This is a genomic window from Pseudomonas sp. SCPG-7 (assembly GCF_002156405.1).
GTDB lineage: Bacteria > Pseudomonadota > Gammaproteobacteria > Pseudomonadales > Pseudomonadaceae > Aquipseudomonas > Aquipseudomonas parakoreensis.
In genome coordinates, this window is record NZ_MVOO01000015.1 from 41,919 (window position 1) to 56,101 (window position 14,183).

Below are 14,183 nucleotides of genomic sequence, written 5' to 3' on the forward strand. Positions count from 1 at the left end.
TCCCATGCTCTCAGCTCAGGTTCATCTCGTGGCGCAACTTGTCGCCCGCCGGATTGACCGCTTCGCGCAGGAAGCCGAAACCGGTACGCCGATCAAGGCGAAACAAGGTGTTGGTGACGTAGACGTCTTCGCGGATGCCGACCACTTCCACCACCTCGCTGACACAGCGGCGGCCGTCCGGCATGCGGGTCAGCTGGATAATCACGTCGAGGGCGGCGCAGATCATCTGGCGTAGGGTACGCTCGGCGATCGAGCGTCCGGTCAGCCCCACCAGCGTCTCCAGGCGCAGCAGCGCATCCTGCGCATTGTTGGCGTGCACGGTGCTCATCGAGCCGTCGTGGCCGGTGTTCATCGCGGTCAGTACATCGACCACCTCGACCCCACGAATCTCGCCGAGGATGATCCGGTCGGGACGCATGCGCAGGGCGTTGCGGATCAGGTCGCTGGCCTTGACTTCGCCGTGACCCTCGGCATTTGGCGGGCGGGTTTCCAGGCGCACGACGTGCGGGTGGCCAAGCTGCAATTCGGCGACGTCTTCGATGGTCACCAGCCGTTCGTGGGGGTTGATCAATTGGCTGAGGATGTTCAGCAGCGTGGTCTTGCCGGTGCCGGTACCGCCGCTGATGAGCACGTTGCAGCGCTTGCCCACCGCCTCTTGAAGAAACTCGAAAATCGCCAGATCGATGGTCTGCATCGCCATCAGGTCACTGCTTTTGAGCATGTCCTTGCGAAACTTGCGAATCGACAGGCACGGGCCATCGAGAGCGATCGGCGGGATGATCGCGTTGACCCGACTGCCATCCGGCAGGCGTGCATCGACCATCGGCGAGGACTCGTCGAGGCGTCGCCCGAGCGGCGCGAGAATCCGTTGCATGACCCGCTCGACGTGATGCGCATCGATAAAGCGCAGGTCACTTTGATGCAGCACGCCGTCGCGCTCGATGAACACCCGGTGCGGGCCGTTGACCAGAATCTCGGTCACCGACGGATCGCGCAGCAGCACCTCCAGCGGGCCGAAACCGGTGAGTTCGTCGACGATTTCTTCGGCCAGGCGCTCCATCTCGTAGCGGGAAATCGCCAGGTGCAGACGGGCGATGTATTCGGCGACCTTGTCGGTGACAAATTGCGCCAGCAACTGGCGCGAACCTTCCAGCAGGTTTTTCCCCGACTCTTCGATGGCGTCAATGATGTAGCGATGCAGGACCAGTTTCAGGCCTTCGTGATCGGTGTTGCCGGTCGCGCCGTGCTGCACCGCGCCGAACAGTTTTTCCGCGCTCATGAGGTGCCTCGCAAGCGGTCGAACCAGGTGACCTTCGGTTTGGCCAGGCCCTCTGAACGCTTGGCCAGGCGTTCGCCGAGGGTGCGCAGGCTTTGTGTGAGTTTTTCCCGCGGGGCCAGTTCGAACAGGCTGACGCCCTGGTTCTTGGCGTTCAAACGCACTTCGGCGTTGGCTGCCAACACCGCGATCACTTCCAGGTTGAAGGTCTTGCCAAGGGTTTCGGCGTCCGGGGCGACGCTGCTCAAGTAACCGTCCACCAGCAAGCGTGCGTGGTCGAGTTTCATGCCTTTCTCGCGCCACTGGTTGAGCACGGCAAGGTTGCGACGGCAGTTGAGCACGTTCTGATCGGTGTACCAGATCAGCTTGTCGCAATGGCTGACAAACGTGCGCAAGGCTTCACTGTCGGACTGCCCGGTGAGGTTCACGACGATGTGCTGGAAGTGTTGACGCAAGGCGCTGAGCAACATGTACAGCTCGGCGGCACTGGTACTGTCCAGCGGCTCGTCGCTGCTGGCGTACGCCAGAATCCGCAGGCCGGCTTCCGTGCTGGTGAAGGCACTGTCGATCAACGTCGCATCGAGCCTGCGCAAGTGGCGCAGGGCATCGCCGAAGTGAAACGAACTCTCGAGCCCGAGCAGCGCCAGACTGTCGCCCCGGGGCAGGCCCAGATCCAGCAGCAAGGTTTGCTGACCGCTCTTTTGCACCACCAGCGCCATGTGATTGGCCAGCAGCGCACCGTCGGAATTGCTCTGGGTGCCGTACAACACGGTGAGGCCACCCAGTTGGGTGTTGGTGGTCACCGGTGGCAGACGTTTGTTCAGGCGCCGCACCAGCCCGGCGACCTCACTGGCCCGCGAACCGTACGCGACGAAATCCCGGGCGCCGGCACGCATCGCATTGAGCACCAGTTGGTTGTCCATGCCATCACCCAGAGCAACGATGGCGAGCATGGGTTTGGCTTCCAGCGCACCTTCGATCAACGCACTCTGCGCCACCACGTGGTCACGGTCGAGGCCGACGAACACCAGGCTGGCGAAGGTGACATCGACCAGCGCCAGCAACTCGTCCAGGCTCCCGGCCCCGGCGCTGACCACCTGGCCCAGCGGCGCGAGAGCGCCTTGCAGCCACTCCAGATCGGTGCTGTTACGGGTGATCGCAAGAAAGGTCTGGCTCAGGTTCTGGTTCATTGGGACAACCCACTGCGCTTGTCGAAGTTGCCGTTTTCGAGGAAGAACATGCGGTAGAAATTCGGGTCGTAGTTGCGCAATTTTTCGCCCGGCAGCGACGGCAGCTGCGCATCGGCCGCCAATGGCTGCACCAGGTGCGGGGTGACGATCATCAGCAGTTCGCGCTCCTCGCGCTTGATCTGCGAATCACGGAAAAACGCGCCGAGCACCGGGATATCACCCAATCCCGGAAACTTGTTCACTTGCGAGGTGTTGCTGGTGCTGATCAAGCCACTGATGACGAAACTTTCGCCGTCGGCCAGCGATACGCTGGTATCGGTACGGCGTACGGTCAGGGCCGGCACCGGGGTGCCGGCGATATTGATGGCGTTGGCGTAATCCAGTTCGCTGACTTCCGGCGCGACCTTCAGCGCCACGCGATTGCGGTCGATCACGGTCGGCGTCAGGGTCAGGCGGATGCCAAACTCCTTGTACTCGATGGTCACCGTATCGCTGCCGGAACTGGGCACCGGAATCGGGATTTCGCCACCGGCCAGAAAGCTTGCGCTCTGCCCGCTCAGCGCGACCAGACTCGGCCGCGCGAGGGTGTAGGCAAAGCCGCTGCCTTCCAGCGCGTTGATGATCGCCATGGTCTTGCCGCCGATCCAGGAAAAATTGAACTGGCCGTTATTCACCGGCAACTTCGGTGTCGGCACACCACCGACATCGGGCAGCGTACCGGGCGAGCCAAACAGAAAATTGCCGCGCACGCCGATCAAAGAGGCCGTGGCTTCCTTGAGTTTGGTGCGGCTGACTTCGACGAAGCGAATGTCGGTCTGCACTTGCGAAGGCAGCGTCGGGTCATCGGAAGGCAGTCTGCTGGTGCTGGTCAACGCCGCTGTGGCGCTGCCTTGCACGAACACCATGCTCTGACGCGGCTCACTGGAGCACGAGGTCCAGACCATCAGGCTGGTGGCGCCGGGGGCCACGCCAGTGAGCAAAAAAGAAGCGCTGCCGGTGTCATGCACATCGGCGATCTTCGGATCACCGATGGCCACCCGGGTGATTGCCACGGGCGACTGGATGTCCTGCTGGAACCCTTCGCCGATCTCGATCACCGCTGGCAGGCGACCGAGCGCCGAGCAATTGCCGGTGGCCGCGATGGCCGCGTTCATCGTCAGTCCCATCAGTATCAAGGCCGGGACTACCGGTTTTAATAACGGCCTGAATCGACTCTGCATGCACGTGGATCCTTGCTCAGTCATGGGGCTTGTTGGGAAAGCTGATTGCCGCGGATCACTTCCATCGGCTTGCGTTCATGACCACCTGAGGACGGCGCTTTCGGCGCGGCGCCCAAGGCCAGTTGCGTGAACTGGAAGAGTTGGCTGTTGGCGTTATCCAGGTGCGCCGGCGCCTGCTGTTCACCGGCCCAGTATTTCGCCAGCCGCTGCTCTTCGCTGCTGCGCACGGCCAGACGCAAGGTGCCGACCTGGGTGGCGAGCATCATCCGGCTGAGCAATTGTTCAGGTACGGCCAGGACCACGGTGCGCGCTGCGATCCGGCGTTGATCCTGTTTGAGTTTGTCGTCGGCGCTGAGGGCCGGGCTGGCGGGCTGGCCGTCGTTGGTCAGGCCGTATTGTTCACCCACGCCAAGCACGCGCATGGCCGGCAGGACGATTTGCGCCGACTGCTGCAGATTGCTCGCATCCTGGCGCAGGTAGAGCAGCACATCGACATAGTCGCCGGGGAGCAGTTGCCCGGCAGCGCCGATCACTTCATCCACGGCCACCGTCAGAGCGCGCTCGTCGCTGTGGATCATCCGCGCCAGTGAGCCGCCCGCCTCGAAGCTTTCATCGTTGAGCCAGGTGCCGGCGCTCAAATGCCGCCACGGGGTACGGCCCACTGCCTGATCAACACTGGCAAGGCTGCCGGCCGGCGCATTGCGCAATTTTTCCACGGTCACATCGGCAGCGGTCAGCGGAGTGAACGGCGGAACATCGTGCAACAACACGACCACGGGCTGACGGGTCTGATCTTCGGCGGCAGCGACGGTTTTTTCCACCACGACGGGCGTAGCGACAGGCGCCTGGGCAACCGGAGCCGGTTGCCGACTGAGCACCAGGCCCCAGTAACCGACGATGATTGCGCCCAACAGCAGCACGGCTGCAAGGCCCATGGTGACGCGACTGTTCATGACGGCTCTCCCTTTCCTGCTGCACCGACAGCCTGTACTTCCTGCCGAGAGAATTTTTCGCGATCAGGCAGCTATGAACATGCAACGATTTCGCTATTTCCAAGCTAGCTGATACGAGCCAAAACGCCATTAGTGACAGGAAAATAACTCACTAAAGTATGAGTCATGGCCAATTAACTGTAGGGATTGGCTCAATTAACAATCCGGTTAATCCTTTGTGATTAATCCGTTCTTACAGTTGTTGACCGGGGGTTTGTTGACAATGCTCTGATAGCACGGTGAAAGCATGCCGCTGTAGCGTTGGATCGGCGCCAGAGGCGCGAAGGAGTGGACGTATGTTTCGGATGATCATCGACTATCTACTGGCCAGGGCCAGGCTGCTGTGCAGAAGTGAAGAAGGTGCGTCGGCCATCGAATACGCGATCGTGGTGGCAATGGTGGCGGTGGTGGTCGTGGTGTTTGTGTCGCCCATCGGCGACAAGGTGCTGGCCATTTTCAACGTGGTGCTGACCAAGCTCGGTGGCACGGCACAGGTCAGAACGACGCCTTGATCAACATCCCTCCCGTCGTCCAGTGTCCGGGTCCAGGCTGACCAGCAGCAGCGCTCAGGCACTGGCAAATCTTCGGATTTCACAAGTCCGATCACCCGCCGTTACGAAGGAGAATGTCAATGATCCTCGAATATCTGCTATTGCGCCTGAGGTCGTTTCTGACAAGTACAGAGGCTGCATCCGCCATCGAGTACGCCATCGTGGTGGCGATGGTAGCGGTCGTTGTGGTGGTGTTCATCACACCACTGGGCGCGAAAATCTTTGCGATTTTCAACAGCGTCCTGGTATCCCTCGGCGGCACCGCGCAGACCGCTCCGGTGCAAACCCCCTGATGTGAGTCGCGTCTGGCGAATGTCGCGCTACACTCGATTGCACTTTCAGCTTTTCAGGGACTGCCCATGACTGCTTCCTCACTCCCCCGCCAACAGTTGCTTCTGGTTGACGACGAAGAGGACGCGTTGCTTGAGCTGGCCGAGCTACTGGAGGGCGAGGGCTTTGTCTGCCACACCGCCACGTCGGTGAAACTCGCCCTGCATCACCTCACCCGCCATCCGGATATTGCCCTGGTCATCACCGATCTGCGTATGCCGGAGGAGTCCGGCATGTCGCTGATCAAGCGCCTGCGCGAGCACACGTCGCGCCAGCATCTGCCGGTGATCGTGACCTCCGGACATGCCGACATGGAGGACGTCAGCGACATGCTGCGCCTGCAGGTTCTGGACCTGTTTCGCAAGCCGATCTACCACGTGCGGCTGCTGGAAACCCTGGACAATCTGTTCCCCAAACCCAAGACACAGGCCGGGTAATACAGGCGAAGGTTTTTTGGCAGAATTGACTGCCTGCCCGGGAAGGGGCAGGCAAACAGAATCAGTGTGCGGTTACACGCTGACGGGCGGCCGAAGCACTGGGTGAAAGGGCCAATGCCAACTGCGTGCGGTTGTGCATGTGGGTCAGGCGCAACACCTGGGAAACGTACAGCTTCACGGTGTTTTCAGTGATGCCCAACTCGCAGGCAATCTGATAGTTGGTCTGCCCTTTGCCCACCAGCCGCGCCACATCCAGTTGCCGTGGCGACAACTGATTGAAGATCGCCGGAATCTCCTGCTCGGCTTCGGCGCTGTCGCCACCGAGCATGTCTTTGACCACCGCCGCCGGGTTACGCCGGACCTTGTCCAGGTCCTGGTAAAGATCATCGATGGATTCGGAAAGAAACTGCAGCTTCTGGTTCAGGTGGCCCAACTGCACATTCTTGTGCCGCTCCTGCAGAGCCGCTTCCTGACGCTTCACGCCTTCAAGCAGTTCATCCAGCTCGATCGGCTTCTGATAGTAATCGGCGATCCCCGCGCGCAGGGCCTTGATCACGTCCTGTTTATCGGCGCGGCCGGTGAGCATGATCGCTTCGAACACCCGGTGTTTGCCGCAGATTCGTTGCAGTTCCTGCACCAGCTGAATGCCGTCCATGTCCGGCATGTGCAGATCGCTCAGCACCAGGCCGATTTCCGCGTCTTCGCTGAAACGCTCGATCGCCTGCGCACTGGATTCACACGGCACACAGCGGTACCCGCTGCTTTCGAGAAACTCGCACAACTCTTCGACGATCAACGGCTGATCATCGACCACGAGCACTTTTACCGCCGACGTAAGCTTGTTCACGAACCACTCCATTGCTCGGGCCAAAGCTGACTTTTTCTGCACTTTGGCAATGTAACGACTTCATTTGAAAGTAGACGCACTTTCCGACTATGTACATAGAACTAGTGGCACCTGGCGACTAATGGATCCAATGAATCGAAGCCAGTACGCCCAGCAGCACGAACGGTGCAAATGGCAGCTTCTTTGACACTCCAGGCTCCATATATCGAAGATGTTCTCTAAGTCGTTGACTCATATGAAGCCAGACTCTTGGCGCAACAAGCAGCCAGATCAGACTGGCGACGCCGGCGCCGATAAACGCACAAAGAATGAATAAACCGTTCGTCGCAAGGCCCATGGCTGTCATTAGTTTCACATCGCCGGCCCCCATGCGCCCCATGAAATAACCCGGCAGGGTCAACACCAGAGCGATCACGCCCGCCCACAGTCCCTGCTGCGCTTCGGCACCGAGCCAGGTCGTGCCAGTCACCAGCAGATAGATCAGCGCCAGAGCTCCCGCGCCGAATGTCAGTGCATTGGCGATACGCCGGTGTCGGGCATCCTGGGCGGCGCAAACCGCCAGCCAGATCAGGAGAACGAAACTCTGCATCCGGTTAAATCCCGTCCGATTTTGCTGATTGATTCTATGCTGATACTACGCAGTGAACGTCAGGGTAGACGCAGTCATGAAAACCGGCTTCGCAAAATCACAGGCAGGCGCAGTGGCGATCGAATTCGCCCTGGTATTCGTGATTTTTTTCGCCGTGTTTTACGCGCTGGTCAGTTACAGCCTGCCGTTTGTATTGATGCAGACCTTCAACGAGGCGACATCCGAAGCGGTGCGCCGCAGCGTCGGAGTCGACCCCAACACGCCTGGTTATGCCTCCGTGGTGGTGAGCACTGCCAACACCGCGTTGACCCAGCAGTTGCAGTGGGTGCCACCCGCGCTGAACCTGGTGGTCGGCGTCGACACCTCAGCGGTGTATGACGCCACTCAAGGTACGCTGACGGTCAGAGTCGATTACCCCACCAGCAAGCTCAATCAGGTCATTCCGTTTCTGGTGCTGCCGGGCGTGGGTGCCGTGCCGAGCCTGCCCGCCACCCTCTCCGCCGCGTCGAGCCTGAAATTTTGACCTCCGGCGACCATCTGTTCGGACGCCTGCTCAAACGCGCGCCGGCGCCCGCCAGTGAACTGCCCGACCACCTCGGCTCACCGCCGCAGGGTTTGCACCTGCACCTGGATCACGACGGCGGCGTACTGCAGATGGCCGGGCCGTTGCGTCATCTGTTGGCGCAACAGCCGCCCCACGATTCGCCGCTACCGTTGGCGGCGTATTTACTCGCCCACAGTACGCTGGCGATCGAAGGCCGGCCGCAGGACTGGCAAGGGCAAATGCTCGACCTGGATTTCCCCGGGCTCAGTGACCAGACCCTGCATTTGCGCGGCTGGGTGCAGCCTTCGGCGGCGGGTTGGGTATTGCAACTGATGGACATCGGCGACCTGCTGCTGGAGCGCCAGCAATCGCGCCACCGCGAATCCTGTCAGGCCCTTGCCGGGCAGATCAGCGACCACCTGCGCACCTGCAGCCTGATGCGCCTGCCGGTGGTGCTCAGCGAGCAGTTGCAGGCCATCGCCCAGCGCTGGCGAATCCCGTGCCTGGCCATCGCCCTGCTCGACGAACAGGCACAGGGCTGGCAGATTTTTCAACACTATCGCGCCCACGATGCCCCCATGCTGTGGCAGGACGGCCAGCGTCTGGGCACGCCGCTCGACAGCCTCAACGGCAGTGCACCGCAGCGTCTCGGCGCGCATCACGGTTTGTTCGAACACTCGCGCGTTGCAGCGATCTTCGGCAACGCCGATGGTTTCGCCGTGCCCTACAGCGATGATCGCGGGGTGGCGGCATGGCTGCTCTGTGGTTTCTACACCGTGGACGTTGTCGCGCCACACCTGAGCGACCGCGACTGGATGTCACTGACCGGCGCCCTCGCCGGCCCGCTGCTCAGCCGTCTGCGGGATCAGCAACATCATCACTACACCGAGCGCCTCGAGTCGCTGCAAACCCTGCTGGGTACCGGCTGGTGGGAAATGCTCGGGGACGACGTGTTGCTGGCGCCGTCGCTGCTCGCTGCGCTGCCGGCGGACAGCGCGCGAATCTCGCTGCAAGACTGGCTGGCGCTGATTCATCCGGCCGACCGCGAAGAACTGCGCAGCCGTCTGCACGCCCTGCAACTGCACGGCGAAGCCCTGAGCCTGAGCGTTCGTCTGCACCGCAGCGAATCAGGACAAACACCGCAGTGGTATCGCGTGCAAGGTCAGGTCGCCGGCAGTGGTGAACAGCGGCGACTGGTGGGGTTCATGCTCGACATCAGCGACATCCGGAACCAGCAGCAGCGAGCCGAAGCTGCGCACGCGCGACTGGACAACCTGATCGCCAGTTCGCCAGCGGTGATTTATGTGCAGCGTTACGTCGAGGGCGCGCTACGTCCCAATTTCTTCAGCGCCAGTTTGCAGCCGCTGCTGGGCTGGACGCCGGACGAGGGCATTGGCACTGACTGGGTGCAATTGATTCATCCTGAAGACCGCGATCTGTATTTCGCCCGTACCCGCCAACTGCTGCGCGAAGGCTCGGTGCGCGGGCGCTTTCGTTTACGCGACGCGCGCGGCGAATACCACTGGCTGCTCGATGAAGCCAAGCTGCTGCGCAATGACCTGGGCCTGCCGGTCGAAGCCGTCGGCCTGTGGCTGGACGTCACCGAAGCGACCCTCGCCGCCGAACAGGTCAAACAGAGCGAAGAGCGCTACCGGATTCTGGTGGAAGACTCGCCGGCGATGATTTGCCGTTATCGTCCGGACCTGACCCTGACCTTCGGCAACCGGCCACTGGCGACTTATCTGGAATGCTCGCCGGAGCAATTGCCGGGGGTGGATCTGGGCAGCTGGATGTCCGACGAACAACGCGCCGCCTTCGTGCAACGCCTGGCGCTGCTGACTCCAGAGCTGCCGGTGAGCACCGCCGAAATCAGCCTGCAACTGCCCGGACGCGAGCATGCCTGGTGGGTGTGGTCCGATCGCGGGGTGTTCGATGAACACGGGCGCCTGCTCGAAGTGCAGGCCGTGGGCCGCGACAACACCGAGGTGCGCCGCTCGCAACAGCAACTCACACAAAGCGCGAAAATGGCCACCCTCGGCGAAATGGCCACCGGCCTGGCCCACGAAATCAACCAGCCGCTGAACGTGATGCGCATGGCCATCGTCAACGTGCTCAAGCGTCTGGGCAACGGCGATGTGCAGATCGACTACCTGACCGACAAACTCAATCGCATCGACGCTCAAGTGCAGCGTGCGGCGAAAGTGGTCGATCACATGCGCGTGTTCGGCCGCCGCTCGGAGGTCGAGCAGCAACTGTTCAACCCGGCCTCGGCCATCGAAGGGACGCTGTCGTTGCTCGCCGAAGGCATGCGCGGCAAAGGTGTCGACCTGCGGATCAGCGAAACCGCTTTCAGCGTGCAGGTGCGCGGTTATGTCGATCAACTGGAACAGGTGCTGATCAACCTGATGGTCAATGCCCGCGATGCGCTGCTCGGCAAACGCGAGAAGGACGCGTCATTCAAACCCTGGATTTCGATTTACGCCGAGCGCGATGAAAGCAAGGTGCGGCTGTGGGTTGAGGACAACGGTGGCGGCATCGACCCGCGTTTGCTGGAGCGCATATTCGAACCGTTCTTCACCACCAAACCGGTGGGCGTCGGCACCGGTCTGGGGCTGTCGGTGAGCTACGGCATCATTGAAAACATGGGCGGCCATTTGAGCGTGCGCAACTCGCTGGAGGGCGCACGTTTCTGCATCGAGTTGCCGATAGCGCCGGGCGTCTAGATCACCAGATAAGCCTTGCCGGTCTGGCCGCAAGTCATGTTGGCACCGACGTCGACGTCCATCAGGTTGATACCCAGGCTTTTCAGCAGGTTGTTGAGCAAGGGGTCGAGCAACGGGCTGACGAGGTTGGTAATCAGTGGCTGCAAAATCGCCGTGACATCACTGATCAGGCTGGCCACGCCAGTGACGATGGCGCCCAGTGGATTGCTGCCCTGTGGTTTGTAGACGATCAGATTGATCCCCGCCAACGTGTTCGCCAGGCTGTTGACGATATTGCTCGACGGCGCCGCCGAAATCACGCTTGGCGGCAGTTTGAGGTTGGCCGGCGTGGCGAACGGCGTGCTGCTGGAATACAGCAGATCCTGAGCGTTTTGCGCGACACTGGTGTTGACCATGATCGCAATACCGCCCGCCCCGTACTGCACGTGGGTGCTCTCGTCGCAACTGCCAATGCCGAGGATTTTGTGGCAAGTCACGGTGCCAAGATCGACCAGTGGCAACGGTGTAACCGTCGGTTCGGCGAGCGAGGAAAAAGCATTGGTCGGGTCGATCTTGCCGACCTTGAGGTCAGCGATCGAGGTGATCGTGTGGGCGGTCAGGCTTTTCGTGCCCGCAGTGCCCTGGCCTGCCGGGCAGCTGTAATCGGTGACGTAGCTGACCGCCCCACCGGCATCCAGGGCGATGTCGATTTGCGGCGATGGCAACAGCAGCGGATCAAGCTGTTCGCAACCGGCACCCAGCAGACAACCGACCGAGTTGAGGGTCGCCACCAGATTCAGACTCAACAGCGCATTGAGGGTCGGGGTCAAAGTACCGACCAGCCCCAATACGGCATTGGTCAACCCGGTCACCCCGGTCAGCACCGGCAGATTCACCGAGAGCAGCGTGCGAATCTGCGCCGTACGCACATAAATCCGGTCCGGCCCCAACGGATTGGCCTTGGCCCGCGCCGGATCGCCAATGGCCGAGAACTGCGGCGGCTCGATGACCTTGACCCGCACCGTGACATTCGCCAGCCCCAGCACGCTGATCGGCAAGGTCGCAGCCACCGCGCTTTTGCTGTTGGCCAGTTGCACCACGCCCTGAATCAATTGCAGCAGTTGCAGGTTGGCATCCAGCCCGGCTGCCGTGGTACCGGTCTGTAACTGCAGGATGTCGCCGAGCTTGACCGGCGCCGCATTGATCGCCGCAACCTGCAACTGACCCAGCGCAGTGATCACCGTGGCGGTCGCACCATTGAGCTGCACCACCGTCGCGGCCGCCTGAATCAGTTGGGTGACCGTGGCCTGGGTGTTGAGCAGTTGCGTGTAGTTACCGGCCGCGACGTTGAGGTTGATTGCCAGTTGGTTGAGGTAGCTGAGCAGGTTGATGTCGGTATTGAGCAGGCCATCCCAGCCCAGTGCCGTGAGGTTGACGTTGCCGCCGAGCAGCCCGGAGAACAGCGGATTGAGGATGTTCGATTGTGCTGTGTTGATGCTCGCAAGGTTGCTGCGGATGTTCAGTTGCGCGACCGTCGGCGTCGGCTGGGCGGCGACAGCCGAAGCATTCAGCGTGGTGTTCAGACTGACCGCCGAGCCCGTGAACAGCGCTTGTACCCCACCGGCAAAACTGGTGGTCACTGTGCGACTGGCAGCGACTTTCACCGCCGTCGACTGCGTCGCATCGGCAGTGAACGCGCGCAGTCCGGTGGCGGCGGTCTGTACGCTGCCGCAAGTGGTCACCAGCGTGTTGTTGCCATCGACGGTGTAGCCATTACGCACCGCGCTTTGCCCGGCGTAAGTCGCGGCGCTGAGACCGGACTGGCAGTTGCCGCCGCGACTGACGGCTTCCAGCGCCGCACTGTCGACCACCCGCTGCAACTTGCGCTGCTCCATGTACAGCCGACCGGTGTCGACCACCAACAGCATCAACACCAGCGCCAGACTGAGGGTCGCAGCCGCCATCAAGCCGATCGCCCCGCGTTGCCGGGCCTTGCCATTGAACTGCGTACGAGGCGACATGGCGCACTCCTTTGCTGGCGCGTTGCCGAGCGCTACCTCCGATGGTGGGTTTGAGTGTAGACGGCGCTAGTGGCAACGCGCCATTTGATGCCGCACAAAACCCTGCAGACCTCGCCTGCTCGCGAATGCGCGGTGTCATTCAACATGGATGTGGCTGACACGCCGTCTTCGCGAGCAAGCTCGCTCCCACAGGGGATTTGTGGCGGGGCAAAAAAACGGGAGCCTCCTGGGCTCCCGTTTTTTTTACAGCGCACTAGCGCGGTGGATAGTTGGCCAATATCCGGCTGACAGTTTCGCGCACCGCGTTGCTGCGATCCTGCGGATTCGGCGTGCTGCTGAGCATCTGCTCGTCGCTGCCGCGCCACACCAGTTTGCCGTCCTTGCCGTCGAGCAGGTCGATCTGGATCGTTGCCACCTTGTAGGTGATGTTGCGCGTTTCGTTGTACATCGGCGCGCCCCAGTAACCGTTCCACGGGCCACCCCAACCGCCGCCGTAGTTGGTGGTCACTTGCTGCTGGCGATCCTCGACAATCAGGTAGGTCTGCACGCTCAGGTCGCCCTTGGCTCCCGCAGCGGCGGGACGCAAACCGCGCTGGTCGAGCTGATCACTGACGGCCTGGCGGATGCGTTGCTCGGTCAGGTCGCTTTTGATCCGTGGATCATCCGGGCGATATTGCAGCGCGGGTTCTTTCCAGCTCCAACTGCGATAGGCGGCGAAGTCGCGGCTGGCATCGAAGTCATGGTTGACCTGATTGGCGGCGCAGGCACTGAGCAGCGCGGCCATGGCCAATAAAGCGAGACGGCGGAACATGATTTTTCTCCGGTTGAAGGCCTGAACCTGCGAAGCGTTCTCATATGAAGTCTAGCTCGGCGGATAGGCCGACAGGGCTTTTTCCAGAGCCTCGCGAATGGCATCGGTGCGCACCAGCTGGCTGCCCTGGTTGGCGGTTTCGGCGCTGGCGCTCCACACCGGTTGCCCGGTGCCGGCGTCGAACAGATTGACCTGCACTACCACGACCTGCTCCTGATAGGTGCGAACGATCGGCACGCTGTTGTACATGCCGTAACCGTGTCCGTAGCGATCATAGCCACCGTATCCGCCGTAGTAGCCGTAGTCGTCCTGCACCTGACGCAAGCGGGTTTCCAGACGCAGGTTGGCGCTGACCAACAGGTCGGCCGGGTGGTTGTCGTGCAAAGGCCGCAATCCGCGCTGATCCAGCGCATTGCTCACCGCTTCGGCCACTTGCGCCGAGTCGGCCCAGGCTGTGCCCGGCGGCAACTGGCCGTTGAGCCAGGCCCAACTGCGATAGCGCCCGTAATCGCGTGGCGGTGCCGGATAAGCACTGCGATCGAAGGTGTTGGCCGCTTGCGGCGGTGCCGGCGGCAACGGCCGTGACTGCGCGACGTACGGGTTGCTGCCCTGGCAGGCGGCCAGCCCCAGGCAGATCAGCAATAAACCGGATTGAGCTTTCATGCGGTGCTCC

14 protein-coding genes are annotated in these 14,183 nt (G+C 61.7%); 5 read left to right on the forward strand and 9 right to left on the reverse strand.

Annotated features, from left to right (window positions below):
- Window positions 1-10: 10 nt before the first annotated feature.
- Genes B1722_RS22950 through cpaB form a run of 4 tightly spaced genes read right to left on the reverse strand, consistent with a single transcriptional unit; the run spans window position 11 to window position 4,639 of the window.
- Window positions 11-1,279, reverse strand: a complete 1,269-nt coding sequence (locus B1722_RS22950) for a CpaF family protein (RefSeq protein WP_041068020.1) — start codon at window positions 1,277-1,279, stop codon at window positions 11-13.
- A complete protein-coding gene (locus B1722_RS22955) occupies window positions 1,276-2,466 on the reverse strand; it encodes a pilus assembly protein (RefSeq protein WP_041068023.1) in 1,191 nt (396 codons plus the stop codon). The genes B1722_RS22950 and B1722_RS22955 overlap by 4 nt, the downstream gene beginning before the upstream one ends.
- Complete coding sequence (locus tag B1722_RS22960) at window positions 2,463-3,686, reverse strand: type II and III secretion system protein family protein (protein ID WP_086794445.1); 1,224 nt, start codon at window positions 3,684-3,686, stop codon at window positions 2,463-2,465. Before B1722_RS22960 ends, B1722_RS22955 begins: the two co-directional genes overlap by 4 nt.
- A gap of 20 nt (window positions 3,687-3,706) precedes the next feature.
- Entirely contained in the window at window positions 3,707-4,639 is a 933-nt protein-coding gene (gene cpaB, locus B1722_RS22965; protein ID WP_041068030.1) for a Flp pilus assembly protein CpaB, read from the reverse strand.
- Between the two features lie 335 nt (window positions 4,640-4,974).
- Here cpaB and B1722_RS22970 point away from each other — a divergent pair, with 335 nt between their 5' ends.
- The 3 genes from B1722_RS22970 to B1722_RS22980 all read left to right on the forward strand — a co-directional run bounded on the left by B1722_RS22970 (window position 4,975) and on the right by B1722_RS22980 (window position 5,996).
- On the forward strand, window positions 4,975-5,190 hold the full coding sequence (locus B1722_RS22970; RefSeq protein WP_371260371.1) for a Flp family type IVb pilin: 216 nt from the start codon (window positions 4,975-4,977) through the stop codon (window positions 5,188-5,190).
- Between the two features lie 119 nt (window positions 5,191-5,309).
- Window positions 5,310-5,522: a Flp family type IVb pilin gene (locus B1722_RS22975; RefSeq protein WP_086794447.1), complete on the forward strand. Its 213-nt coding sequence runs from the start codon at window positions 5,310-5,312 to the stop codon at window positions 5,520-5,522.
- Window positions 5,523-5,588: 66 nt separating this feature from the next.
- Window positions 5,589-5,996, forward strand: coding sequence for a response regulator (locus B1722_RS22980; RefSeq protein ID WP_025111740.1), 408 nt, complete (start codon window positions 5,589-5,591; stop codon window positions 5,994-5,996).
- Window positions 5,997-6,057: 61 nt separating this feature from the next.
- Here B1722_RS22980 and B1722_RS22985 read toward each other — a convergent pair whose 3' ends face one another.
- Both B1722_RS22985 and B1722_RS22990 read right to left on the reverse strand, forming a co-directional pair.
- Window positions 6,058-6,843: a response regulator transcription factor gene (locus B1722_RS22985; protein WP_041068038.1), complete on the reverse strand. Its 786-nt coding sequence runs from the start codon at window positions 6,841-6,843 to the stop codon at window positions 6,058-6,060.
- Window positions 6,844-6,961: 118 nt separating this feature from the next.
- On the reverse strand, window positions 6,962-7,432 hold the full coding sequence (locus tag B1722_RS22990; RefSeq protein ID WP_086794449.1) for a prepilin peptidase: 471 nt from the start codon (window positions 7,430-7,432) through the stop codon (window positions 6,962-6,964).
- A gap of 76 nt (window positions 7,433-7,508) precedes the next feature.
- Between B1722_RS22990 and B1722_RS22995 the strand changes: the two genes are divergently transcribed.
- The gene (locus tag B1722_RS22995) at window positions 7,509-7,955 is read left to right on the forward strand and encodes a TadE/TadG family type IV pilus assembly protein (RefSeq protein WP_041068044.1); all 447 of its coding nucleotides are present in this window, start codon (window positions 7,509-7,511) and stop codon (window positions 7,953-7,955) included.
- Entirely contained in the window at window positions 7,952-10,699 is a 2,748-nt protein-coding gene (locus tag B1722_RS23000; RefSeq protein ID WP_086794451.1) for a PAS domain-containing protein, read from the forward strand. Before B1722_RS22995 ends, B1722_RS23000 begins: the two co-directional genes overlap by 4 nt.
- On the opposite strand, the gene B1722_RS23005 is transcribed toward B1722_RS23000, so the two are convergent.
- The 3 genes from B1722_RS23005 to B1722_RS23015 form a co-directional block, all read right to left on the reverse strand.
- On the reverse strand, window positions 10,696-12,699 hold the full coding sequence (locus B1722_RS23005; protein ID WP_086794453.1) for a pilus assembly protein TadG-related protein: 2,004 nt from the start codon (window positions 12,697-12,699) through the stop codon (window positions 10,696-10,698). The genes B1722_RS23000 and B1722_RS23005 overlap by 4 nt on opposite strands.
- A 253-nt stretch (window positions 12,700-12,952) precedes the next feature.
- A complete protein-coding gene (locus B1722_RS23010) occupies window positions 12,953-13,510 on the reverse strand; it encodes a DUF4136 domain-containing protein (protein WP_007963018.1) in 558 nt (185 codons plus the stop codon).
- A gap of 51 nt (window positions 13,511-13,561) precedes the next feature.
- Window positions 13,562-14,173, reverse strand: a complete 612-nt coding sequence (locus B1722_RS23015; RefSeq protein ID WP_086794455.1) for a DUF4136 domain-containing protein — start codon at window positions 14,171-14,173, stop codon at window positions 13,562-13,564.
- Window positions 14,174-14,183: the final 10 nt, after the last annotated feature.

Coding starts and splice junctions, on each gene's coding strand:
- B1722_RS22955 (WP_041068023.1), bottom strand. CDS start 2,466: ATGAACCAGAACCTGAGCCAGACCTTTCTTGCGATCACCCGTAACAGC.
- B1722_RS22960 (WP_086794445.1), bottom strand. CDS start 3,686: ATGCAGAGTCGATTCAGGCCGTTATTAAAACCGGTAGTCCCGGCCTTG.
- B1722_RS22970 (WP_371260371.1), top strand. CDS start 4,975: ATGTTTCGGATGATCATCGACTATCTACTGGCCAGGGCCAGGCTGCTG.
- B1722_RS23010 (WP_007963018.1), bottom strand. CDS start 13,510: ATGTTCCGCCGTCTCGCTTTATTGGCCATGGCCGCGCTGCTCAGTGCC.
- B1722_RS23005 (WP_086794453.1), bottom strand. CDS start 12,699: ATGTCGCCTCGTACGCAGTTCAATGGCAAGGCCCGGCAACGCGGGGCG.
- B1722_RS22950 (WP_041068020.1), bottom strand. CDS start 1,279: ATGAGCGCGGAAAAACTGTTCGGCGCGGTGCAGCACGGCGCGACCGGC.
- B1722_RS22990 (WP_086794449.1), bottom strand. CDS start 7,432: ATGCAGAGTTTCGTTCTCCTGATCTGGCTGGCGGTTTGCGCCGCCCAG.
- B1722_RS22980 (WP_025111740.1), top strand. CDS start 5,589: ATGACTGCTTCCTCACTCCCCCGCCAACAGTTGCTTCTGGTTGACGAC.
- B1722_RS22995 (WP_041068044.1), top strand. CDS start 7,509: ATGAAAACCGGCTTCGCAAAATCACAGGCAGGCGCAGTGGCGATCGAA.
- B1722_RS22975 (WP_086794447.1), top strand. CDS start 5,310: ATGATCCTCGAATATCTGCTATTGCGCCTGAGGTCGTTTCTGACAAGT.
- cpaB (WP_041068030.1), bottom strand. CDS start 4,639: ATGAACAGTCGCGTCACCATGGGCCTTGCAGCCGTGCTGCTGTTGGGC.
- B1722_RS23015 (WP_086794455.1), bottom strand. CDS start 14,173: ATGAAAGCTCAATCCGGTTTATTGCTGATCTGCCTGGGGCTGGCCGCC.